The sequence below is a fragment of the Pseudomonas sp. GW821-FHT02H06 genome (assembly GCF_059421525.1).
The window spans coordinates 398658-422517 of the sequence record NZ_JBWKVD010000001.1 but is presented as its reverse complement, the minus strand read 5'-3'; the positions used below and the strand labels follow the sequence as shown (position 1 = coordinate 422517).

Sequence of the window (23860 nt, the reverse complement as noted above, 5' to 3'; positions counted from 1 at the left end):
CCTGATTAGCCAGCGACCAGCACCCGAATCGCTTCAAGGCGCAGCGCGGCTTTTTCCAGCATCGCCAGGCCTTGCTCACGTTGTTCACGCAATGCCGCCAGTTCGCTGTCGCGCACGGTCGGGTTGACCGCTTGCAACGCGGTCAAACGCGCCAGCTCTTCTTCGGTGTCTGCCGCCAGACGTCGCTGCGCTTCCGCCACACGTTCAGCGTGCTTCGGCGCGATTTTGCTTTCGGCGGCGTTGATCTGCGGGTTGAGCACGTCGCGCTGTGCCTGAATGAACTTGTTGGCGCTGGCCCGGGGCACGCTCTCCAGCTGATCGTTCAGGGTGGTGAAGGACACGCGGCCCGACAGGTCGTTGCCGTTGCCGTCCAGCAGGCAACGCAGCGCGGCCGGCGGCAGGTAGCGGCCCAGTTGCAGCGAGCGCGGCGCGACCACTTCACTGACGTAGAGCAATTCCAGCAACACGGTGCCGGGCTTCAGCGCCTTGTTCTTGATGAGTGCCACGGCGGTGTTGCCCATCGAGCCGGACAGCACCAGATCCATGCCGCCCTGCACCATCGGGTGTTCCCAGGTAATGAACTGCATGTCCTCGCGGGCCAGCGCCTGATTACGGTCGTAGGTGATGGTCACGCCTTCGTCGTCACCCAGCGGGAAGCTGGCGTCGAGCATCTTCTCGCTCGGCCGCAGGATCAGCGCGTTCTCCGAGTGATCCTCGCTGTCGATGCCGAACGCGTCGAACAGGGTTTCCATGTAGATCGGCAGGGTGAACTGATCGTCCTGCTCAAGGATGGCCTCCACCAGCGCTTCGCCTTCGCCGGCACCGCCGGAATTCAGCTCCAGCAGACGGTCGCGGCCGGTGTGCAGTTCGCTTTCCAGACGCACGCGCTCGTTGCGGGCCTCGGTCACCAGCGCCTGCCAGTCGCCCTCGTCGCCGCCTTCCAGCTGCGGCAACAGGCGCGGACCGAATGTATGTTGCAGCGCGTTGCCGGTGGGGCAAGTGTTGAGGAATGCGTTGAGCGCCTCGTGATACCACTGGAACAGCCGCTCTTGCGGGCTGGTTTCCAGATACGGCACGTGCAGCTCGATGATGTGCTTCTGGCCGATCCGGTCCAGACGACCGATCCGCTGCTCCAGCAGGTCCGGGTGCGCAGGCAGGTCGAACAGCACCAGGTGATGGGAGAACTGGAAGTTGCGGCCTTCACTGCCGATTTCCGAACAGATCAGCACCTGGGCGCCGAACTCTTCGTCGGCGAAATACGCCGCCGCGCGGTCACGCTCAAGGATGTTCATGCCTTCGTGGAAGACTGTCGCCGGAATACCGGAACGCACGCGCAGGGCGTCTTCCAGGTCCATCGCGGTTTCGGCGTGGGCGCAGATGACCAGCACCTTCACGCGCTTGAGCATTTTCAGGGTGTCGATCAGCCAGTCAACGCGCGGATCGAAACGCCACCAGCGCTCTTCTTCGCTGAGCTCGCTTTGGGCCTGGAAGCTGACTTCCGGGTACAGGTCGGCGTGTTCGCCAATCGGCAGCTCCAGGTATTCAGCCGGGCAGGGCAGGGGATACGGGTGCAGCTTGCGCTCCGGGAACCCTTGCACGGCGGCGCGGGTGTTGCGGAACAGCACGCGGCCGGTGCCGTGACGGTCAAGCAGTTCGCGGATCAGGCGAGCGCTGGCTTCGGCGTCGCCGGCGGCAACAGCGGTCAGCAGCCCTTCGGCTTCGGCGCCGAGGAAACCACGGATGGTCTCGTTGGCTTTTGGCGACAGCGTGCCTTTGTCCAGCAGCTCCTGAACGGCTTCGGCGACCGGGCGATAGTTTTCGCTCTCGGCGCGGAAGGCGTGCAGGTCGTGAAAACGGTTCGGGTCCAGCAGGCGCAGGCGGGCGAAGTGGCTGTCCTGACCGAGCTGCTCGGGGGTTGCGGTCAGCAGCAGCACGCCGGGAATGACCTCGGCCAGTTGCTCGACCAACGAGTACTCGCGGCTGGCCTTTTCTTCGTGCCAGACCAGGTGGTGGGCCTCGTCGACGACCAGCAGATCCCAGCCCGCCGCGAACAGCGCGTCCTGGGCCTTCTCGTCTTCAACCAGCCACTCCAGCGACACCAGCGCCAGTTGCGTGTCTTCGAACGGGTTGCTGGCATCGCTTTCGATGAAGCGTTCGGCATCGAACAGCGCGACCTGCAGGTTGAAGCGGCGGCGCATTTCCACCAGCCACTGGTGCTGCAGGTTTTCCGGTACCAGGATCAGCACCCGGTTGGCGCGGCCCGACAGCAACTGGCGGTGGATGACCAGGCCGGCTTCGATGGTTTTACCCAGCCCCACTTCGTCCGCCAGCAAGACCCGCGGCGCGATACGGTCGGCGACTTCACGGGCGATGTGCAACTGGTGAGCGATCGGTTGTGCGCGCACGCCGCCCAGGCCCCACAGCGAGGATTGCAGCTGGCGGCTGGTGTGTTCGAGGGTGTGATAACGCAGGGAGAACCACGGGAGTGGGTCGATCTGCCCGGCAAACAGGCGGTCGGTGGCCAGACGGAACTGGATGAAGTTCGACAGCTGGGTTTCCGGCAGGGTCACGGGCTGGTTCTGCGCGTTGAGGCCGTGGTAGACCAGCAGGCCGTCGACGTCGTCGACTTCGCGGACGGTCATCTTCCAGTTTTCGAAATGGGTGATGGTATCACCCGGCGAAAAGCGCACCCGCGTCAGCGGCGCATTGCGCAAAGCATACTGGCGCGTGTCGCCAGTGGCCGGATAGAGCACGGTCAGCAAGCGGCCGTCCTGAGCCAGAACGGTGCCCAAACCCAGCTCGGCTTCGCTGTCGCTAATCCAGCGTTGCCCCGGTTGATACTGCTGCGACATGCTGCCTGACTCCCGCCTTGAAAAAGCCGACTATGTTAACGGAACAAGGCGCCCAGGCCAAAGCCACATTGTAAAAACGCCCGGATATAGTGGGTGGCGCGCCTGAGGCGGGCACTTGCTGCGAAAAACATAGTCGAAACTCGCGCTTGAATCGGCTCAAGTCGACGAAACGGCAGCCGACAGCTTGATAACAGGAGACCATTACCATGCTGCCACCGCTGATCCCACTGAGCGCGGCCCCCGTGACTTCGCAGCTGGACCCGGTCAAACCCACCCCGGACATCCCGCCGGTAACGCCGATTCAAAAGAGTTCGAGCGAAACCAACATCGACATGGGCGAACGTGACCGCGAGCAGGCCGAATTGCTGCTGCGCGAAGAACAACGTCGCCATCAACGCCGCCGCAGCGACCGGCGCGTGGCCGACCGTCACCCTGATCTTCAAGAAGGCCCGGCCATTCCCGGGGATTTCCTCAATGCCGACGACACCGTGCCGGTGGTGCCGATCATTGACGACGAGCCGCGCCAGGGTTTGTGGGTCGATCTGAAAGTCTGAGGCGCTGGTCAGCGCCGCCTCGATTGCGCATTATTGGCGGCAACAGCTATTCACGAGCGATACGCCATGAGCGATGACGGAAAACTGGTAGACCTGAGCGCCGAGCGCGCCAAGCGTGTTCACGACCTCAATGACAAACGCCTCAACGAAGTCCGCAGCGCTTTCGAGCAGGCTATGCCGCTGGGCAAGGGCAAGAAGAAAGCCAAGAGCAAACCGAAAAAACGCTGACCCGCCTTCCGTTCGTCCCCCGTCTGCCGGCTGCTGTTTGTGATTCACGCCGGCATTGACCTGAGTCAATTCCTCTCGTCACCCCACTGATTACTCTGCGCCCATCAAACAGCCTCGGGCAGAAGGAGTGCGCATGTTTCTCGACCACGCAGTGATAGCCGGCGTCATGACGGTGGGGCTGACGATGGTGATTTATTCAAGCGTCGGACTGTTCATCTGGAGAGACCCACCCCCGCGCGGAAGACGCTGAGTCTTCTACACAAAGAGCACGCAAGGCATTTTGGGCAACTTCGGTTGCCCATTTTTTTGCGTGGTGGCCGTGCGTGCTGACTGCTGCGCCGGAAGGAGGCTGGCGCCGGCTCAACCCACGGTGATGGGTGGCAGATCGGCCAGGGTCACGGTCTGCAGCTTGCGTGGCGCGAGGATCTCGGCCTCGCCATCCACCACCAGTTCATCGTTCTGATTGAACACGCGAGTGGCGATGCGCACGCGGAATTTCGGCAGTTTCTCGAGGATTTCCAGGCGCACGGTCAAGGTGTCGCCGATCTTCACCGGCTTCTGGAAGGTCATCTGCTGACCCAGGTAAATCGTGCCCGGGCCAGGCAGTTCGCAAGCCACCGCCGCGCTGATCAATGCGCCGCTGAACATGCCGTGGGCGATGCGATCCTTGAACATGCTTTTGGCCGCGAATTCGGCGTCCAGGTGCACCGGGTTGCGGTCGCCGGACATCTCGGCAAACAGCTGGATATGACGCTCTTCAACGGTTTTGCTGTAGCTGGCAGTCTGACCGACTTCAAGGGCTTCGTAGGGCGTGTTGGTGACTTGGGTCATGGGGTGTCCTGTGACAATTAAGAAAGATGAACCACTGACGTCATTCGCTGCGGCGCGGCCTTGGCTGCTGCAGCGCCTGGTCAAGCCAGGCGAGCAGATCCCGGGTGACTTCTTCACGGTTGGTCTCGATGAGGATCTCGTGACGCGCCTGCGGATAGACCTTCAGCGTAACAAACGGGTGGTCGGTGCCGCTCAGAGCGTCGGCCAGATGCGTGAGACGCTTGCCATCGCTCACCGGATCACATTCGCCACCGATAATCAGGATCGGCAGTCCGGGATCGATCTGCGCCAGGTTCGAACGCTTGCTGATCTGCTGCAGGCCCCCGAGCAGGTCCATCCACAGTTGATTGGTGCAGCGGAAGCCGCACAGCGGGTCGTTGCTGTAGGCGTCAACCTCGGCCGGGTCGCGATTGAGCCAGTCATAGCAAGTGCGCGCAGGCTTGAAGCGTTTGTTGAAGGAGCCGAACGACAAGTGTTCGATCAGCGCACTGCGCCCGGTCGGGCCTTTCCGCCAGCGTTCAACACGGGCTACCAGCGCCGCCGAGCGATAGAAGGTGACGGGATGGTAATTCGAACCGCTGAGGATCACGCCCTGCAAACTGGCGCTGTGGTGCAGCAAATAACCCTGGGCGATGTAACTGCCCATGCTGTGACCCAGCAGGAACACCGGCACCCCCGGATGACGCACCGCAATCGACGCTTTCAGCGTGGCGAGGTCGCCGACCACTTTGTTCCAGCCGTCCTGATCGGCGTAATGGCCCAGGGTGCCATAGGTGGCCGAATGGCCGTGGCCACGCTGATCGGCGCCATACAGGGCGAAACCTGCCCGCATCAATGCCTTGCCCAATCTGTCATAGCGCCCGGCGTGCTCAGCCATGCCGTGGGAAAACAGGACCACCGCCCGGGCATTGCCCATCGGCCTCCAGGCATGCACATAGAGGCGACTGTGATCTTGAGCGTCCAGCCAAAAAGCTTCGTGTTCCATCGCGGTTCCCTGGCCCCTGTAAAAAGTTGTCTCAAAAAACGCAGTGGCGAGCGCTTCGCTTGAGTGTATAGCGGTAGCCGGATGGCAGGCTGGTTACCCGCAAGATTCACACCGGTGATGACGCGGCGACGACTATTTGCCTTCTATGCCATAGCTGCTAACGTCCGGCAAACGCCCGTTTAAATTCCACGGGGCCAGCACACTCAGGTAAGAGGATAAAAACAACATGCAACCTGACTTCTGGAACGACAAGCGCCCCGCTGGCGTTCTTTCTGAGGTGGACCTTCAGGCGTATAGCTCGGTGGTCGAGGTCTTCGAGCGCAGTTGCCGCAAATACGCCGATCGCTCAGCCTACAGCAACATGGGTGTCACCCTGAGCTACGCAGAGCTTGAACGCCAATCGGCGGCGTTCGCCGGTTACCTGCAACAGCAGACCGACCTCAAACCCGGCGACCGCATCGCCGTGCAGATGCCCAACCTTATCCAGTACCCCATTGCCGTGTTCGGTGCCATGCGCGCCGGCCTGATCGTCGTCAACACCAACCCGCTGTACACCGCCCGGGAGATGCGCCACCAGTTCAAGGATTCCGGTGCGCGCGCACTGGTCTACCTCAACGTCTTTGGCAAGAACGTGCAGGAAGTGCTGCCGGACACCGATATTCAGTACCTCATCGAAGTGAAAATGGGCGACATGCAGTCGGCGGCCAAAGGCTGGCTGATCAACACGGTGGTCGAGAAGGTCAAGAAGCTGGTGCCGGCGTATCACTTGCCCCAGGCGATCCCGTTCAAACGTGTGCTCAAGCTCGGCAAGGGCGATCGTCTGCAGCAGGTGACGCTGGCGCTGAAAGACGTTGCTGTATTGCAGTACACCGGCGGCACCACCGGTTCGCCGAAAGGCGCGATGCTGACCCATGGCAATCTGGTCGCCAACATGCAGCAGGTCTACGCCTGCATGCAGCAGCATGGGCCGGACGGGCAGCCGATCTTCAAGCAGGGCAGCGAGATCATGGTGGCGCCGCTGCCGCTTTATCACATCTATGCGTTCACCTGTAATTGCATGTGCATGATGGTCAGCGGCAATCACAACCTGCTGATCACCAACCCGCGGGACATCGGCGGCTTCATCAAGGAACTGAAGAAGTGGAAGTTCTCGGCGATGCTCGGCCTCAATACGCTGTTCGTGGCGCTGATGGACCATCCCGAATTCAAAAACCTCGATTTCTCTACGCTGCGCCTGACCAACTCCGGTGGCACCGCGTTGGTTAAAGCCACCGCCGAGCGCTGGCTGCAGCTGACCGGCTGCCCGATCGTCGAAGGCTACGGCCTGACTGAAACCTCTCCCGTCGCCACCGCCAATCCTTATGGCAATCAGTCCAGGCTAGGGACGGTAGGCATGCCGGTGCCGGGCACCACGGCGAAGGTCATCAGCGACGACGGGATCGAAATGCCCGTCGGTGAGCGCGGCGAGCTGTGCCTCAAGGGGCCGCAGATCATGCGCGGTTACTGGAACAAACCGGAGGCGACCGCCGAGGTGCTGGACAGCGAAGGCTGGCTGAAAACCGGCGATGTCGCGGTGATCGACCCGGACGGGTTCATCCGCATCGTCGATCGCAAGAAGGACCTGATCATCGTTTCGGGCTTCAATGTCTACCCGAACGAGATCGAGGACGTGGTTTCGCGGCATCCGAAAGTGGCGAACTGTGCGGTGATCGGCGTTCCCGACGACCGTTCGGGCGAAGCTGTGAAGCTGTTCGTGGTGCCGAGGGATGCAACGCTGACCAGCGAGGAGTTGAAGGCATACTGCAAGGAGAACTTCACCGGCTACAAGATCCCCAAGCAGATCGTGCTGCGTGAGTCGTTGCCGATGACGCCGGTGGGGAAAATTCTGCGGCGGGAGTTGCGGGATATCGCCTGAGGTTGCGGCGATTGCTCATCAGCTTCTAACCCAGGAAAAACGGCGTGTTGATCACGCCGTTTTTTTTGCCTGGTACTCTCCTGCTGAGTTTAATCGGAGTGCGTAAATGAACATCGACGTAGGACATTTCCGACATTTAGGTTCATTGCTCTAAACGTGACCGTCGCATATTCAAGAGTCAGATATGTGACTGGAGAGCCCGCTTTTGGCTCTAGGCGGCCTCTGGCAAAGCTGATACGCTCGCCCCGCTTTTTGTGCCATCGGTCAACAAAAAGCGGTGACTACAAAATTCCAAACACAAGAAATCATCGCATTAAGTGATGTGTAGAAACGCTGTCGCTGAGGAGTCGGCTTTTATGCTCGAAAACTTCTGGAAGGATAAATATCCGACAGGTATCGCCGCCGATATCGATCCGGATCAGTATCCGAACGTACAGGCCGTATTGAAACAGTCCTGCGAGCGTTTCGCCAACAAACCTGCGTTCAGCAACCTGGGCAAGACCCTCACCTACGGCGAAATGTACACGCTGTCCGGTGCCTTCGCTGCGTATCTGCAACAGCACACCGACCTGCAACCCGGCGACCGCATCGCCGTGCAGTTGCCCAATGTGCTGCAGTACCCGGTCGCGGTGTTCGGTGCCATTCGTGCCGGGCTCATCGTGGTCAACACCAACCCGCTGTACACCGCGCGGGAAATGGAACACCAATTCAACGACTCCGGCGCCAAGGCGCTTGTCTGCCTGGCGAACATGGCGCACTTGGCCGAGAAGGTCGTGCCCAAGACCGGCGTCAAGCACATCATCGTCACCGAAGTTGCCGACCTGCTGCCGCCGCTCAAGCGCCTGCTGGTCAACAGCGTCATCAAGTACGTGAAGAAGATGGTCCCGCCGTTCCACTTGCCCAAGGCGGTCAAGTTCAACGACGTGCTGGCCAAGGGTCACGGCCAGCCGGTGCAGGATGTTTCGCCGAACGGTAACGACGTCGCGGTGCTGCAATACACAGGCGGCACCACCGGCGTGGCCAAGGGCGCGATGCTCACCCACCGCAACCTGATCGCCAACATGCTGCAATGCCGGGCGCTGATGGCGGCCAATCTCAACGAAGGCACGGAGATTCTGATCACGCCGTTGCCGCTGTACCACATCTATGCGTTCACCTTTCACTGCATGGCGATGATGCTGAGCGGCAACCACAACGTGCTGATCAGCAATCCGCGTGATCTGTCGGCGATGGTGAAAGAGCTGTCGAAGTGGAAGTTTTCCGGCTTCGTCGGGCTCAACACGCTGTTCGTTGCGCTGTGCAATAACGCCGACTTCCGCCACCTGGATTTCTCCTCGCTGAAGCTCACCCTCTCGGGCGGCATGGCCCTGCAAACCGCCGCGGCCGAGCGCTGGAAAGAAGTGACCGGTTGCTCGATCTGCGAAGGTTACGGCATGACCGAAACCAGCCCGGTGGCGTCGGTCAACCCGTTCCAGAAGATCCAGATGGGCACCATCGGCATCCCCGTGCCCTCGACCCTGTGCAAGACCATCAATGACGCTGGCGAAGAGCTGCCGTTGGGCGAAGTGGGCGAGCTGTGCATCAAGGGCCCGCAGGTCATGAAAGGCTACTGGCAGCGTCAGGACGCCACCGACGAGATGCTGGACGCCGACGGTTGGTTGAAGACCGGCGACATCGCGATCATTCAGCCGGACGGCTACATGCGCATCGTTGATCGCAAGAAAGACATGATTCTGGTCTCCGGCTTCAACGTGTACCCGAATGAACTGGAAGACGTGCTGGCGACCCTGCCGGGTATTCTCCAGTGCGCGGCCATCGGTATTCCGGACGAGAAATCCGGCGAGGCGATCAAGCTGTTCGTGGTGTGCAAACCGGGCACGACCCTGAGCAAGGATCAGGTCATGGAGCACATGCGCGCCAACGTCACCGCTTATAAAGTGCCGCGCAGCGTGGAATTCCGCGACGCCCTGCCGACCACCAACGTCGGCAAGATCCTGCGCCGCGAACTGCGTGACGAAGAGCTGAAAAAGCTGGCGCTGAAAAAGCCGGCGTAAGTCAGCCGTTAAACCCACAAACCCCGCCAGCGTGCGGGGTTTGTTGTTTAAGGCGGGCATGGATTGTCACGGCGGTATCGCTGAATGCCCTGGCCCCTTCGTGAGCAAGCTCACTCCCACAGGTCCAGCGGCCTTCCCGAGACTGAGTCCATCCCCATCCTGTGGGTTGGTAAAAGACCTCGAATTGGCTGCGATCCTGTGGGAGCGAGCTTGCTCGCGAAGGCTTAGTTTCATTCACTAGAGAAAGCGGCTGAACCCCCCCGGCCCCTTCTTGAGCTCACTCCCACAGGGTTCGCGTTGTGCCACATTGGGTGGCCTGCCACATGCTCTATGAGGGCATAGAGATGCAGACCTGCCTCCACCCCACCAAATCTGCGACAATCCGCGCCCTGCATTCAGATAGAAAGATTCCGCGCCCTGATGACCGACGATTCGACTTCCATCGACCAACTCTTCAAAAACCTCGACCACGCGATGATCAGCGATCGTCATCGCTTGCGCCGGCAATTGCATGAGCTGCGCAAGAAACCGGACGAGACGAAGCGGGCGCAATGGGTCGAGCGCGTGCAGGCATCGTGCGCCCGTGTGCAGAGTCGCGCCCAGAGCGTGCCGACGATGCGCTACGACGAAAACCTGCCCATCGCCGCCAAGCGCGACGAGATCAAGAAAGCGATTCTTGAACATCAGGTGTTGATCATCGCAGGCGAAACCGGCTCGGGCAAAACCACTCAGTTGCCGAAAATCTGCCTGGAAATCGGTCGCGGTCAGCACGGCCTTATCGGCCATACCCAGCCGCGTCGAATCGCAGCCCGCAGCGTTGGCAGCCGGGTCGCCGAAGAAATCGGCACGCCGCTGGGCGGTCTGGTGGGTTATCAGGTGCGCTTCGAAGATCAGAGCGATGAAAACACCCTGATCAAGCTGATGACCGACGGCATCCTGCTCGCCGAAACCCAGCACGACCGCTATCTTGAGCGCTACGACACGATCATCGTCGACGAAGCCCACGAACGCAGTCTGAACATCGACTTCCTCCTCGGTTACCTGAAAACCCTGCTGCCCCGTCGCCCGGACCTGAAAGTCATCATCACCTCGGCGACCATCGACCTCGAACGCTTCTCCGAGCATTTCGACAAGGCGCCGGTCATCGAAGTCTCGGGTCGGACCTTTCCGGTGGAGACCTGGTACCGGCCGATGACCGCCCAGCAGGACGAAGAAGGCAACAGCATTGAGGAAGACCTGACCGTCGATCAGGCGATTCTCGCCGCGCTGGACGAGCTGGCCGCCTTCGAACGCAGCGAGCGCAAGTCCCCTGGCGATGTGCTGGTGTTTCTGCCCGGCGAGCGGGAAATCCGTGACGCCGCCGAGATGCTGCGCAAGGCGCAACTCAAGCACACCGAAATCCTGCCGCTGTACGCGCGCCTGTCGCCGGCCGAACAGCAGCGTATTTTCCAGTCTCACCCGGGCCGTCGCGTGGTCCTGGCTACAAACGTTGCCGAAACCTCGCTGACCGTGCCGGGCATCCGCTACGTCATCGACACCGGCACCGCGCGCATCAGCCGCTACAGCTACCGCGCCAAAGTGCAGCGCCTGCCCATCGAAGCGATTTCCCAGGCCAGCGCCAACCAGCGCAAGGGCCGTTGCGGTCGGGTCGAGCCGGGCCTGTGCGTGCGCCTGTACAGCGAAGAAGATTTCCTCTCGCGGCCTGAATTCACCGATCCGGAAATCCTGCGCACCAACCTCGCGGCGGTCATCCTGCAGATGCTGCATCTGCGACTGGGCCAGATCACCGATTTCCCGTTTATCGAACCGCCGGACGGCAAAGCGATCAGCGACGGCTTCAACCTGTTGCAGGAGCTGTCGGCGGTCGACCGCGAAAACAACCTGACGCCGATGGGTCGACAACTGGCCCGCCTGCCGGTGGACCCGCGCATGGGGCGCATGTTGCTGGAAGCGGCGAAGCAAGGCAGCTTGCAGGAAGTGTTGATTGTCGCCAGCGCCATGTCGATTCAGGACCCGCGCGAGCGTCCGCCGGAGCGTCAGCAGGCTGCCGACCAAGCCCACGCCCAATGGAAAGATCAGGACTCCGACTTCGCCGGGCTGGTCAATCTGTGGCGCGGCTTCGAAGAACAGCGCCAGGCTCTGACCGCCAGTCCGCTGCGTAACTGGTGTCGCCGCAACTTCCTCAACTACCTGCGCCTGCGGGAATGGCGTGACTCCCATCGCCAACTGAGCCTGATCTGCCGCGACCTGCAATTAACGGTCAACAAAGAGCCAGCCGATTTTCCGAAATTCCACAAGGCGGTGCTCTCGGGCCTGCTCAGCCAGATCGGTCAGAAGACCGAAGACGGCGATTACATGGGCGCCCGTCAGCGGCGGTTCTGGGTGCATCCGTCATCGGGGCTGGGCCGCAAGCGCCCGCAATGGATCATGGCTGCCGAGCTGGTGGAAACCACCAAGCTGTATGCGCGCATGGTGGCGAAGATCGAGCCTGACTGGATCGAACCCCTCGCCGGGCACCTGATCAAGAAAAACCACTTCGAACCCCACTGGGAAAAGAAGCGCGGCCAGGTCGTCGCCTTCGAGCAGATCACCCTGTTCGGCCTCATCGTCGTGGGGCGTCGGCCGGTGCATTTCGGGCCGATCGACCCGGTGGTGTCCCGCGAGTTCTTCATTCGCGAAGGGCTGGTGCGCGGCGAGATCCAGTCCCGGGCCAAATGCCTCACGGCCAACACCAAGCTGCTGGAGCAGCTCGACGAACTGGAAGCCAAGGCGCGGCGCCGCGACATCCTGGCTGACGAAGAAACCCTGTACCGCTATTACGACGAACGCTTGCCAGCGGATATTCACCAGACCGCGACGTTCGACGCCTGGTACCGGATGGAAAGCCAGAAGAACCCGCAGCTGCTGATCATGCGCGAGGAAGATGTGCTCGCCCGTGAAGCCAGCGAGGTCACGGCCAATCAGTACCCGGACACCTTGCGTCTCGGCGAACTGACCTTGCCGCTGACTTACCATTTCGAGCCCAACCACCCGCGCGATGGCGTGACCCTGCGGGTGCCGGCGCCGCTGCTGCTGTCGTTGCCGGCCGAGCGCCTGGAATGGCTGGTGCCGGGGCTGCTGGAAACCAAATGCGTGGCGCTGGTGCGCAATCTGCCCAAGGCGCTGCGCAAGAATTTCGTGCCGGTGCCTGACTTCGTCAAAGCCGCGTTGCAACGGATGGTCTTCGCCGAAGGCTCGTTGCCCCAGGCGTTGGGCCGTGAGCTGTTGCGCATGACCGGCGTGCGAGTGACCGACGAAGCTTGGGCCGAAGCGGCACAACAGGTGGAAAGCCACCTGAAAATGAACCTTGAAGTGGTCGACGCCAACGGCAAGTTCCTCGGTGAAGGCCGTGAGCTGGATGAGCTGACCGCCCGTTTCGCCGAGGCCGGACAAGCCGCGTTGGCGGTGCCTCAATCGGCGAAAGGTCAGCAGCCGGTCGAGGCCAAGGGCTTTGCGGCAGTGGCCGAAAAGACTCAACAGCAGATCGCCGGCCTGTCGATGACGGTGTATCCGGCGCTGGTGGAAGAGGGCGGCGCGGTCAAGGAAGGGCGTTTCTCGACCCAGGCCGAAGCCGAATACCAGCACCGTCGAGCCCTGCAACGTCTGCTGTTGCAGCAACTGGCAGAGCCGACCAAGTTCCTGCGCAGCAAGTTGCCGGGACAGACCGAGCTGGCCTTGCTGTACCGCGATCTGGGTCGGGTCGATGCATTGATCGAAGACATTCTGCTGGCGAGCCTCGACAGCTGCATTCTTGAAGGCGAAACGACGTTGCCCCGAGACGGCGCCGGCCTGCTGTCCCTGGCCGAGCGCAAGCGTGGCGGTCTGACCGAGCATGCCGAGCGGCTGGCGAGGCTGACGCTGGAAATCCTCAAGCTCTGGCACGGCCTGCAAAAGCGCTTCAAGGGCAAGATCGATCTGGCCCAGGCCGTGGCGCTGAATGACATCAAAGGTCAGTTGAGCAAGCTGGTGTATCCCGGTTTCGTCCGCGAGACGCCGGCGGTGTGGCTCAAGGAACTGCCGCGTTACCTCAAGGCCATCGAAATCCGTCTTGAGAAACTCGGCAGCCAGGCGCAGAAGGACCGGGTATGGAGCATCGAACTGGGCAATCTCTGGGCGCAGTACCAGACCCGCGCCGACAAACACGCTCAGGAAGGCAAGCGCGACCCGGAACTGGTGGTGTATCGCTGGTGGCTGGAGGAATACCGCGTGTCGCTGTTTGCCCAGCAACTGGGGACCAAAGTACCGATCTCGGACAAGCGCCTGAACAAGCAATGGACCCAGGTAGAGGGTTGATCCCCTCGGCCCGCAGTCCCGATTACATTACCCGATAGCGCGAAATGGCGGCCGTTATGGCAAACTTCGCGGCTAAACTTCATAGCGTCACAAACATCCGTCGTCCGCCAAGCGGGTTGCTGCCTCGTTGCATTGGGACTTTCGTCCCAGAACCACCGACGCCCCGCTTGTGCTGGCTGTTCAGCTGCTGCCGTCAATGAGCTGCTTTTATCTCGAGAGGAACGACCGTGTACGAAGTCGTGATCAGTGGCACCGGGCTTTTCACCCCCGCCAACAGTATTTCCAACGATGAGCTGGTGCAGTCTTTCAACACCTACGTTGCCCAGTTCAACGCCGAAAATGCCGCCGCGATCGAAGCGGGCGAGGTTCAGGCACTGACGGAATCCAACGCGGCGTTCATCGAAAAAGCCAGCGGCATCAAAAGCCGTTACGTGATGGACAAGGACGGCATTCTCGACCCCCAGCGCATGAAGCCGCGTCTGCCCGAGCGCTCCAATGACGAATGGTCGATTCTCTGCGAGATGGGCGTTGCCGCGGCCAAGCAGGCCCTGCAGCGTGCCGGCAAGACCGCCGCTGACATCGACGGCGTTATCGTCGCTTGCTCAAACCTGCAGCGTGCTTACCCGGCGATCTCCATCGAAATCCAGGCGGCGCTGGGCATCCAGGGCTTCGGCTTTGACATGAACGTGGCGTGCTCCTCGGCCACGTTTGGCATTCAGACCGCCTGCAACAGCGTCAAGCTGGGCCAGGCCCGGGCGCTGTTGGTCATCAGCCCGGAAATCTGCACCGCGCACCTCAACTTCCGCGACCGCGACAGCCACTTCATCTTTGGCGATGCAGCCACGGCGGTGGTGGTCGAGCGCGCTGACCTGGCGACCTCCGAGCACCAGTTCGACATCGTCGGCACCAAGCTGCTGACCACGTTTTCCAATAACATCCGCAACAACTTTGGTTTCCTCAACCGCACGGCGGAAGAGGGCGAGGGCAAGGCGGACAAACTGTTCGTGCAGGAGGGCCGCAAGGTGTTCCGCGACGTCTGCCCGATGGTCGCCGAACTGGTGGCTGCGCACCTGGACGAGAACCAGCTGAACGTCGGCGACGTGCAACGGTTCTGGCTGCATCAGGCCAACCTGAGCATGAACCACCTGATCGTGAAGAAACTGCTGGGCCGCGACGCCACGGTCGAGGAAGCCCCGGTGATCCTCGACCGCTACGCCAACACCAGCTCCGCCGGTTCGGTCATCGCATTTCACGAACACCAGGACGACCTGCCAAGCGGCGCGCTGGGCGTGCTCAGCTCGTTCGGTGCGGGGTATTCGATTGGTAGTGTGATTCTGCGCAAGAAGTGATGCGTGCGGCATGACTGCCGGCTAAACATGTGGGAGTGAGCTTGCTCACGAAGAGGCCATGACATCCGCTAAATCTTCAGCGGCTGAAATGCCGCTTTCGTGAGCAAGCTCACTCCCACAGGTACGGTGCCAGCTGCGCGAGAGGGAATCTCTCGTACAGTTGTGGGATCCGCAGAAGATCCTAGAGTCCACAAAAAAAGCCCGGCGCTGCTCTGTCGGAACGGATGATGGGGATCCGACAGCGCAACGGCGGGCTTGAGGTCTGTAGCGGCTTCAAACGGCAAGAACACGCCGCTTGAAGCTTTCAGCTTGTCACTTGCAGCTTATAGCTCGTAGCTGCCTTTCTTAGAACTTCGCCAGCACGTCCAGTTGCAGCGTGTTCGCATCCTGATCACGCGGCAGCGCAGAAGTCGCGAAGTCCGCTTTGGTCAGGAAGTACGTCGCGCCGACCGCGAAGTTCTTGTCGATGTCGTAGGAAATAGCCAGCTTGTGACCGCGCGAACCGGTAGTGCCGTTGGCAAAGTCGGAGTCGGTGAAAGCACCCACCACAGCGTTACGTTGGGTATCGCGGTAGTTGTAGTCCAGACCGAAACCGAACACCTTGGTTTTCACACCGGCCAGCCAGGCCGTGTCTTCGTCGCTGTTGGTGGCGCTGTTGACCACGTACTGACCGTACAGGCCGACCGGCACGACAAAGCCGGTCAGGTCCAGTTGACCGAAGCCTTCATACAGACGGAAGTCAGTGGTGTTGTTGCCGTTGATGCTCAAGCCACAGAACGTCGTGCTGGTGCTGGCAGCGGCCGGATTACAGTCGTTGGAGTTCTCGTAGTTGTAGACCGAGCCACCGACCGTCATCTTCACGTTGTCGGTGATGGCGATCCGCGTACCCAACTGAGCGGCGTTCAGGCGCAGGTCGTTCTTGAACTGCGTCCCTTCGCCGCTGATGTTGTCCTTGAGGGTGTAGGTACCGGCGCTGCCGAACAGCTCGAAGCCCTTGTTGATCGGCAGGCTGTAAGTCGCGGCCAGCCCTTCAGGGTTGATGTCGTTGTCCCAGATTACGTCGCCTTCGCTGACCCATGGCTGAGCCATCTTGCCGCCGATGACGTGCAGGTTCTGGATCGCGGTCGGGTGATAGTCGATGAAGCCCTGATCCAGCCACAGGTCTTTCTTGGTGAAGTAGTCGTTCTGGTCAACGTTGGTGGAGTTGGCCTTGTTGTCGCCACCGGTGGCGATACGGATACCGGTGCTGACTTGCGGGTTGATCTCGCTGTAGGCGCCGAGACGCACACGGATGCGCTGACGGTTTTTGTCCTGGCTGTTGTTCTGGTCGTCGATCTTGACCGTCTCTTGCCGAACGCGAACGTCGCCTTTGAATTGAGTCTTCGCTGCCCATGCCACTTTCTGCTCGAAGGCAGACAGTTCGGAGGACTTGGCAGCGGTGGCGGCGGCGATCTGGTCGGACGTCGCTTTCTGGGCCTGTTGCTGAGCCAGCTGGTCTTTGGTCAGCTCGGTTTGCAGTTCGGCGTACTGGGCAGGTGAGATCGAGCCGTTGGCCTTGAGCATGTCGAGCAGTTTCGCGTCGACTGCGGCGCTGGCCGGAACGCTCATGGCCAGCAGCACACCACCACACAGGGCTGCCGCAGTTTTCGTGGAAGCAAGACGCATATCAATCTCCGTAACTGAGAAGGGATGACCGAATCATCCAGGGATCAACCGACCATTGGCGGGCGGGGAAAGGTCAGAGCGCTTAGAACCTGATGCTCTAAAAACAGGCGCCAGTATTGCGGCCGTTTATGACGAAACAGTGGCAAGGTGATGGCATGTGGATGACATGTGAAAATTTCGTTGGACCTGCGGGCTAGAGCGTTCTGTCGAGTAAATTCACGTGCAGACCCTGTGAATAAGTGATACTGCGCAGACGTTAGCGCGACCACACGACTGCACCAGGAGTGGCGAAATGTCGTTACACCGTTTGGATAAATTGTCGGACCTTGCCCCTGAACAGTGGGACGCCCTGATACCTGGCGACTCACCCTTTCTGCGCCATGCCTTTCTCAGTTCGCTGGAAGACAGCGGCAGCCTCGGGCCCCGTTCCGGCTGGCGCGCCGAGCACTTGCTGCATTACGAGGGCGAGCAACTCATCGCTGCGCTGCCGGCGTACCGCAAGTGGCACTCTTACGGCGAGTACGTCTTCGATCACGCCTGGGCGGACGCCTGCCGGCGCGCCGGTCTGGCCTATTACCCCAAGCTGCTGGTGGCCGTGCCGTTCAGTCCGGTCAGCGGGCCGCGCCTATTGGCAAAGACCCCCGAAGATGGCCGCGAACTGCTCGCCTGCCTGCCGGGCTATGCCCAGGGCGAGGAGCTGTCCAGCGTTCACGTCAACTTCACCGACCCGGTCGCCGACGCATTGCTTGCCGAACAGCCCGGCTGGCTGCAACGCATCGGCTGCCAGTACCACTGGCAGAACCGCGGCTATCGGGATTTTCAGGATTTCCTCGATGCCTTGAGCTCACGCAAGCGCAAGCAGATGCGCAAAGAGCGCGAGCAAGTGGCGGGGCAGGGCTTTGATTTCGACTGGCTGGAAGGGCACGAGCTGAGCGAGGCGCACTGGGATTTCGTCTACGCCTGCTATTCCAATACCTACGAAGTGCGTGGGCAAACGCCGTACCTCACGCGGGAATTCTTCAGCCTTGTGGCCGAGCGCATGCCCGACGCGATTCGTGTGGTGCTGGCGCGACAGGGTTCGCGGCCGGTGGCGATGGCGTTCAGCCTGATCGGCGGCGACAGCTTTTACGGCCGCTACTGGGGCTGCCTGGCCGAGTTCGACCGGCTGCACTTCGAGACGTGTTTCTATCAGGGCATGGATTACGCGATCGCTAATGGCTTCAAGCGCTTCGACGCTGGCGCCCAAGGGGAGCACAAGTTGATTCGCGGTTTCGAGCCGGTCATCACCCACTCATGGCACTACCTGGCGCACCCGGGACTGCGAGAAGCGGTGGCGGATTTTCTGACCCAGGAACGGGCGGGGATTCTGGCGTACGCCGAAGAAGCGCGCGGGGCGTTGCCGTATCGGCAGGTGTAGATCGACCTGTTCGGGTCCGATCAAGGGTGAACAGCTTTGTTGGCTTCGCCCTGACATCGCTGTCTCGTGGCAAGCTCAACCCTTGTGGGAGTGAGCGTGCTCACGAAGACGGCATCGGAACCTCCCAGGACATCCGCCCCGGGCCTTTTTCTTCAAGGGTCAATCCACCCCGACAAACCCACCGGTCTGATGCGCCCACAGCCGGGCATACAACCCTTTGTGCGCCAGCAGCTCGCCATGGGTCCCGCTCTCAGCGATCACGCCGTTTTCCAGCACGATCAGGCGGTCCATCCGTGCGATGGTCGACAGCCGGTGAGCAATCGCAATCACCGTCTTGCCCTGCATCAGCGTTTCCAGACTTTCCTGAATCGCCGCTTCCACCTCCGAATCCAGCGCGGACGTCGCTTCGTCCATGATCAGGATCGGCGCATCCTTGAGCAGCACGCGGGTGATGGCGATGCGCTGACGCTGACCACCGGACAGCTTGACGCCGCGCTCGCCCACATGAGCATCCAGCCCGGTGCGGCCTTCGGAATCGGTCAGCAGCGGGATGAACTCGTCGGCGCGGGCCTTGCGCATGGCTTCCCACAATTCAGCGTCGGTCGCGTCCGGTTTGCCGTAAAGCAGGTTGTCGCGGATCGAGCGGTGCAACAGCGACGTGTCCTGGGTGATCATGCCAATGTGCGAACGCAGACTTTCCTGGGCGACGTGGGAAATATCCTGATCGTCGATCAGGATCCGCCCGCCCTGGACGTCATACAAACGCAGCAGCAGGTTCACCAGCGTGGATTTACCGGCGCCCGACGGCCCGATCAATCCGATCTTCTCGCCCGGCTTGATGTCCAGGTTCAGGCCGTGAATCACGCCCTTGCCCTTGCCGTACTGGAAGTTGAGGTCTTCGAATTTCACCTCGCCACGGCTGACGGCCAGCTTCGGCGCAGCATCCCGATCGGTGATGCCCACCGGCTGAGCGATGCTCTGCAGACCGTCCTGGACCATGCCGATGTTTTCGAAAATGCCGTTGACCACCCACATGATCCAGCCGGACATGTTGACGATGCGAATCGCCAGACCGGTCGCCAGCGCAATCGCGCCCACCGAAATCAACGACTGGGTCCACAGCCACAACGCCAGGCCCGTGGTGGTGACAATCAGAATGCCGTTGAGCGTGGTGATCACGGAGTCCATTTCAGTGATCACGCGGCCGGCCAGTTGAGTCTTCTCGGTCTGTTCGCTGATGGCCTCGCGGGCGTACTGCTGCTCCGAATTGGTATGTGCAAACAGCTTGAGCGTAGCGATGTTGGTGTAGCCATCGACGATGCGGCCCATCAGTTTGGAACGCGCATCGGAGGAGATTACCGAGCGCGCTTTCACTCGCGGCACGAAGTACCGAAGGGCAAGGATGAACGCGATGATCCAGCTCAGCAGCGGAATCATCAGGCGCCAGTCGGCTTCGGCGAACAACACCAGCGCGCTGATCGAATAGATCAGCACGTGCCACAACGCGTCCACCGACTGCACCGCCGAATCACGCAGCGCGTTGCCGGTCTGGACGATGCGTTGGGCGATGCGCCCGGCGAAGTCGTTCTGGAAGAAATTCAGGCTCTGCTTGAGCACGTAACTGTGGTTTTGCCAGTTGATCATGCTGGTCATGCCGGGGCTGATGGTCTGATGCACCAGCAGGTCGTGCAGCGCAACGAAGATCGGCCGCAGCACCAGCGCGACGACGACCATCCACGTCAGCTCGAACGCATGTTCGCGGAAGAAATTCGGGTTGGGCGTGCCCTGGGCCAGATCGATGATGCGGCTCAGGTAGCTGAACAGCGACACCTCGATCAGCGCGCCGATCAATCCGACCACCAGCAGCGCGGCAAAGCTGGGCCACACCTGACGCAGGTAATACGCGTAGAACGACGTGACAGTGTTGGGCGGGGCGGCGGTGGGGGCGTCGCGGAAGATATCGATCAGCTGTTCAAAACGGCGATAGAGCATTGGCAATGACGCCCACGCTTGAGCGGGCTCTCCTTTCAATGAGGATGGGGTACAGCGGCTTGAGAGCAGCTCAATGACAGTCTTCGGTTCAGACCACATGAAAACGTGATTGCTCACGCTGATTCAAGGGCCGGGGCCTGAAAATGCAAAAGCCGGGCAGGCGCCCGGCTTTTGCGCTTGCGGCAGGCTTAGTTCACGCGCTTGGCCGTCTTGATCAGGATCGGGTCAACCGGCACGTTCTGCATCCCGCCTTTGTTGCCGGTCTGCACGTTGACGATCTGGTCAACGACGTCCATGCCTTTCACGACCTTGCCGAACACGGCGTAACCGTAGTCACGGGCGCCGTGGTCGAGCATTGCGTTGTCAACGACGTTGATGAAGAACTGGCTGGTGGCCGAATTCACATCCGAGGTCCGCGCCATGGCGACGGTGCCGCGCACGTTGTGCAGGCCGTTATCGGCTTCGTTCTTGATCGGGTCGTTGGTGGATTTCTGTTGCATCTGCGCGGTGAAGCCGCCGCCCTGCACCATGAAGCCCGGGATGACGCGGTGGAAAATGGTGTTGTTGTAGAAGTTGCTGTCGACGTACTTGAGGAAGTTCTGGGTGCTGACGGGCGCCTTGTCCTGGTTCAGCTCGATTTCCACATCGCCGAAGCTGGTGGTCAGCACAACGTGAGGCGCCGGAGCGGCCATCAGATTGCCGGCGAACAACACGGCAGCGGCGGAGAGGGCGATTTTCTTCAGCATGGGCAGAGTCCTGAAATTGATGTCGACTGCGAAAAAACAGGCGTAAGGGAAGCACGTTTGCGCGGATTTGGACAGTGGGGGGTGTGACGAGGCGTGTTCTCGTAGGACCGGCTTCAGCCGGGAAGAGGCCGGGTTAATCACCACCAATCCTGCGGTGTAACGCCCGACGCTTTCTCGGCTAAAGCCGGTCCCACAGGGTAATGCGGTGCATTCGTAGGACCGGCTTCAGCCGGGAAGGGGCCTGCTTTATCACCCTCACTCCTGCGGTGTGACACCCGACGCCTTCCCGGCTAAAGCCGGTCCCACTGACTGCACGCGTTGTTCACAGCATCTGCTGCGGCGCCGGAAAGGGCGCGTCCAGCGGCGCGGTGTCGAAACTCTGAATCAGCTCAATCAGGATCTGCGTCGCTGGCCCGAGCGGTTTGTCCTTGCTGGAGTACAGATAGAACGTGGGATGCCGACTGCCGCCCTTATCAAGAGGCAGAATTTTCAGCACGCCCTCCTGGATCTCCCGCTCGATGACGTGGCGCGGCAACCAGGCAAAGCCCAACCCGCTGCTGACAAACGCAGCGGCCGTCGCAAGGCTGCCCACCGTCCAGCGCTGTTCGGCGCCGAGCCAGCCGACGTCGCGCGGTTGATTGCGCCCGGAGTCACGAATCACCACCTGCAACTGGCTTTCCAGATCCTGGAAATTCAACTCACGCTGCAGTTGATGCAAGGCATGGCCGGGATGGGCCACGGCGACGAACTCCACCTTGCTCATCTCATTCCCCAGATAACCGGGAATGCTGAAGCCGCTGATGGCGAGATCGGCTACACCTTCCAGCAACACTTCCTCCACCCCCGACAGCACTTCCTCACGCAGCCGCACCCGACATCCGCGGCTTTGCGGCATAAAAGCTGTCAGCGCTCGCACCAGCCGGGCGTTCGGGTAAGCAGCGTCGACCACCAGACGCACCTCGGCCTCCCAACCCTGTTCCATATGATGGGCAAGGTCTTCCAGCTGGCTGGCGTTCTTCACCAGTTGCCGCGAGCGCCGCAACAAGACTTCACCCGCCTCGGTCAGCACGGCTTTGCGGCCGTCGATGCGCAACAGCGGAACGCCGAGCTGGTCCTGCATTCTGGCGACGGTGTAGCTGACCGAGGACTGCGAACGGTGCAGCGCTTCGGCGGCCTGAGCAAAGCCGCCATGGTCGACAACGGCTTGCAGCGTGCGCCATTGATCAAGGGTCACGCGGGGCGCTTTCATCTCTCGCTCCTGTTGTCCTAAGCTGGCGGTCCCTGAATGGAGACTGCCCCATGAAAAGAATCTGTTGTGTGCTGCTGGCGATGCTGCCGCTGAGCGCGTTTGCCTACCCGATTGACGTCGAGAAAGACATCAAGGGCGTGCAGGTGGACTACAACAGTCATGACGTTGCCTACGACATCGGCAACATCACCCTGAATAACTTTGGCGATGTCCCTGCCAAGTGCAGCGTGGTCTTTCGCAACGGGCCGGAAGCCCCGCGCACGCGCCGGGTTCAGGTCGCGCCGAAGAGCAGCACCGAAGTCACCGCGAAATTCACTCGCGACATCGTCAAGCTGCGCATCTCCCTGAGCTGCGAGCCTCTGTAACCCACGCATCAGCGTCGACGGAGCGTACGTCGGCTTCGTCGATAAAACAAATTCTTGGATGGGTTCGGGTCGAAAGCTGGCTTCTTTGATCGATATGCCTGCCGTCGGTACGGCGAGGGGATTGCCCTCCGAACGCTGGCGCGGCATCCGCCTGGACGCCTTAATCGCCCGTTAATCCCACCCCTTGAAGATGCTCGCGTTCATCGACACTCCATTGGCACTCGTTCGCTCCTGAGTGCATCGCCCGATCGACCCGCAGGACTGCGCTGGGTCCATCGGGTTTTTTCTTTCCGGGTCCCGAGTCGCCGCAAACGGTGTCGAGCCGACCTGCTCAATAGACAGGCCATGGCCAACCGGCTAAGGTCGCCGCCTTCAAAAAAGGGGCAACCATGGGCTATCTACTTTTCGTGACGCTGATTCAGGCGTTTTCCTTCAGCCTGATCGGCGTCTATCTGGCCGGGCACGTCGACAGCTACTTCGCCGTGCTGCTTCGCGTCGTGCTGGCTGGATTGGTGTTCATCCCGCTGACGCGCTGGCGTCGCGTCGAGCCTCAATTCATGCGCGGCATGCTATTGATTGGCGCGCTTCAGTTCGGCGTCACCTACGTCTGCCTGTACCTGAGCTTCCGCGTGCTGACCGTCCCCGAAGTGCTGCTGTTTACGATCCTCACGCCCCTTCACGTCACGCTGATCGAAGACGCCCTCAATCGGCGCTTCAATCCGTGGGGCCTATTGGCGGCCATGGTCGCGGTGCTCGGCGCCGTGATCATTCGTTACGATCGGGTTGATCCGGATTTCCTCGGCGGCTTTTTGCTGCTGCAGGTGGCGAATTTCACCTACGCCGCAGGGCAGGTGCTCTACAAACACCTGGTGGCCCGTTACCCCAGCGATCTCCCGCATTACCGTCGCTTCGGCTATTTCTACCTCGGTGCTCTCGCCGTGGCGTTGCCAGCGTTTCTGCTGTTCGGCAATCCGCAGCATCTGCCGGACGCGCCTCAACAGTGGGTTGTGCTGCTGTTCCTCGGCCTGTGTTCAACCGCGCTCGGCATGTATTGGTGGAACAAGGGCGCGTGCCTGGTCAATGGCGCCACACTCGCGGTGATGAATAACCTGCACGTGCCGGTGGGGCTGCTGATCAACTTGCTCATCTGGGGACAGAACGAGGACCTCGGCAAGCTGTTTTTAGGCGGGCTGGTGATTGTTTCTTCGGTGTGGATCAGTCGGCGCGGTCTTGTTCAACGCCGGGCCATTCTCTGAAACCACCGGGTTAGACGCCCGCGTCACCGACATCAGCGAGGGTGATGTTAGATATCTTCATGCGTGGTTT

Annotated in this window: 17 protein-coding genes; 10 read left to right on the top strand and 7 right to left on the bottom strand. The window is 61.0% G+C overall.

From position 1 onward, the window contains the following. Positions 1-5: 5 nt before the first annotated feature. Positions 6-2852 carry an RNA polymerase-associated protein RapA gene (gene rapA, locus AC07VF_RS01995; protein WP_495008714.1) on the bottom strand — a complete coding sequence of 949 codons (2847 nt, stop codon included), beginning with the start codon at positions 2850-2852 and terminating at the stop codon, positions 6-8. 206 nt (positions 2853-3058) lie between these two features. Here rapA and AC07VF_RS01990 point away from each other — a divergent pair, with 206 nt between their 5' ends. From AC07VF_RS01990 to ccoM, 3 genes are all read left to right on the top strand, one after another. Next, entirely contained in the window at positions 3059-3406 is a 348-nt protein-coding gene (locus tag AC07VF_RS01990) for an aspartate-semialdehyde dehydrogenase (protein ID WP_065992645.1), read from the top strand. Between the two features lie 66 nt (positions 3407-3472). Then, positions 3473-3634 carry a hypothetical protein gene (locus tag AC07VF_RS01985; protein WP_192171548.1) on the top strand — a complete coding sequence of 54 codons (162 nt, stop codon included), beginning with the start codon at positions 3473-3475 and terminating at the stop codon, positions 3632-3634. Between the two features lie 133 nt (positions 3635-3767). Beyond that, a complete protein-coding gene (ccoM, locus tag AC07VF_RS01980) occupies positions 3768-3884 on the top strand; it encodes a cytochrome c oxidase subunit CcoM (protein WP_495008715.1) in 117 nt (38 codons plus the stop codon). Between the two features lie 110 nt (positions 3885-3994). On the opposite strand, the gene AC07VF_RS01975 is transcribed toward ccoM, so the two are convergent. After that, entirely contained in the window at positions 3995-4465 is a 471-nt protein-coding gene (locus tag AC07VF_RS01975; protein WP_192171547.1) for a MaoC family dehydratase, read from the bottom strand. A gap of 40 nt (positions 4466-4505) precedes the next feature. Next, on the bottom strand, positions 4506-5450 hold the full coding sequence (locus tag AC07VF_RS01970) for an alpha/beta hydrolase (protein ID WP_495008716.1): 945 nt from the start codon (positions 5448-5450) through the stop codon (positions 4506-4508). A gap of 226 nt (positions 5451-5676) precedes the next feature. Here AC07VF_RS01970 and fadD2 point away from each other — a divergent pair, with 226 nt between their 5' ends. The 4 genes from fadD2 (at position 5677) to AC07VF_RS01950 (ending at position 15100) form a co-directional block, all read left to right on the top strand. Further along, entirely contained in the window at positions 5677-7365 is a 1689-nt protein-coding gene (fadD2, locus tag AC07VF_RS01965) for a long-chain-fatty-acid--CoA ligase FadD2 (RefSeq protein WP_495008717.1), read from the top strand. Positions 7366-7721: 356 nt separating this feature from the next. Next, positions 7722-9419, top strand: coding sequence for a long-chain-fatty-acid--CoA ligase FadD1 (fadD1, locus tag AC07VF_RS01960; protein WP_495008718.1), 1698 nt, complete (start codon positions 7722-7724; stop codon positions 9417-9419). Between the two features lie 420 nt (positions 9420-9839). After that, a complete protein-coding gene (gene hrpA, locus AC07VF_RS01955; RefSeq protein WP_495008719.1) occupies positions 9840-13751 on the top strand; it encodes an ATP-dependent RNA helicase HrpA in 3912 nt (1303 codons plus the stop codon). 227 nt (positions 13752-13978) lie between these two features. Further along, positions 13979-15100, top strand: coding sequence for a beta-ketoacyl-ACP synthase III (locus AC07VF_RS01950; protein WP_346627522.1), 1122 nt, complete (start codon positions 13979-13981; stop codon positions 15098-15100). Between the two features lie 345 nt (positions 15101-15445). On the opposite strand, the gene AC07VF_RS01945 is transcribed toward AC07VF_RS01950, so the two are convergent. Then, positions 15446-16765: a putative porin gene (locus AC07VF_RS01945; protein WP_192171541.1), complete on the bottom strand. Its 1320-nt coding sequence runs from the start codon at positions 16763-16765 to the stop codon at positions 15446-15448. 292 nt (positions 16766-17057) lie between these two features. Here AC07VF_RS01945 and AC07VF_RS01940 point away from each other — a divergent pair, with 292 nt between their 5' ends. After that, positions 17058-18182, top strand: coding sequence for a GNAT family N-acetyltransferase (locus tag AC07VF_RS01940; RefSeq protein ID WP_192171540.1), 1125 nt, complete (start codon positions 17058-17060; stop codon positions 18180-18182). A gap of 159 nt (positions 18183-18341) precedes the next feature. On the opposite strand, the gene AC07VF_RS01935 is transcribed toward AC07VF_RS01940, so the two are convergent. The 3 genes from AC07VF_RS01935 to AC07VF_RS01925 all read right to left on the bottom strand — a co-directional run bounded on the left by AC07VF_RS01935 (position 18342) and on the right by AC07VF_RS01925 (position 22169). Further along, positions 18342-20174, bottom strand: a complete 1833-nt coding sequence (locus AC07VF_RS01935; RefSeq protein WP_495008720.1) for an ABC transporter ATP-binding protein — start codon at positions 20172-20174, stop codon at positions 18342-18344. Positions 20175-20362: 188 nt separating this feature from the next. Next, on the bottom strand, positions 20363-20920 hold the full coding sequence (locus AC07VF_RS01930; protein ID WP_192171538.1) for a peptidylprolyl isomerase: 558 nt from the start codon (positions 20918-20920) through the stop codon (positions 20363-20365). 322 nt (positions 20921-21242) lie between these two features. Further along, on the bottom strand, positions 21243-22169 hold the full coding sequence (locus AC07VF_RS01925; RefSeq protein WP_192171537.1) for a LysR family transcriptional regulator: 927 nt from the start codon (positions 22167-22169) through the stop codon (positions 21243-21245). Positions 22170-22219: 50 nt separating this feature from the next. Between AC07VF_RS01925 and AC07VF_RS01920 the strand changes: the two genes are divergently transcribed. Both AC07VF_RS01920 and AC07VF_RS01915 read left to right on the top strand, forming a co-directional pair. Next, positions 22220-22534, top strand: coding sequence for a 3-phosphoglycerate kinase (locus AC07VF_RS01920; RefSeq protein WP_065992674.1), 315 nt, complete (start codon positions 22220-22222; stop codon positions 22532-22534). Between the two features lie 389 nt (positions 22535-22923). Further along, entirely contained in the window at positions 22924-23790 is an 867-nt protein-coding gene (locus tag AC07VF_RS01915) for a carboxylate/amino acid/amine transporter (RefSeq protein WP_495008721.1), read from the top strand. Positions 23791-23860 lie beyond the last annotated feature (70 nt).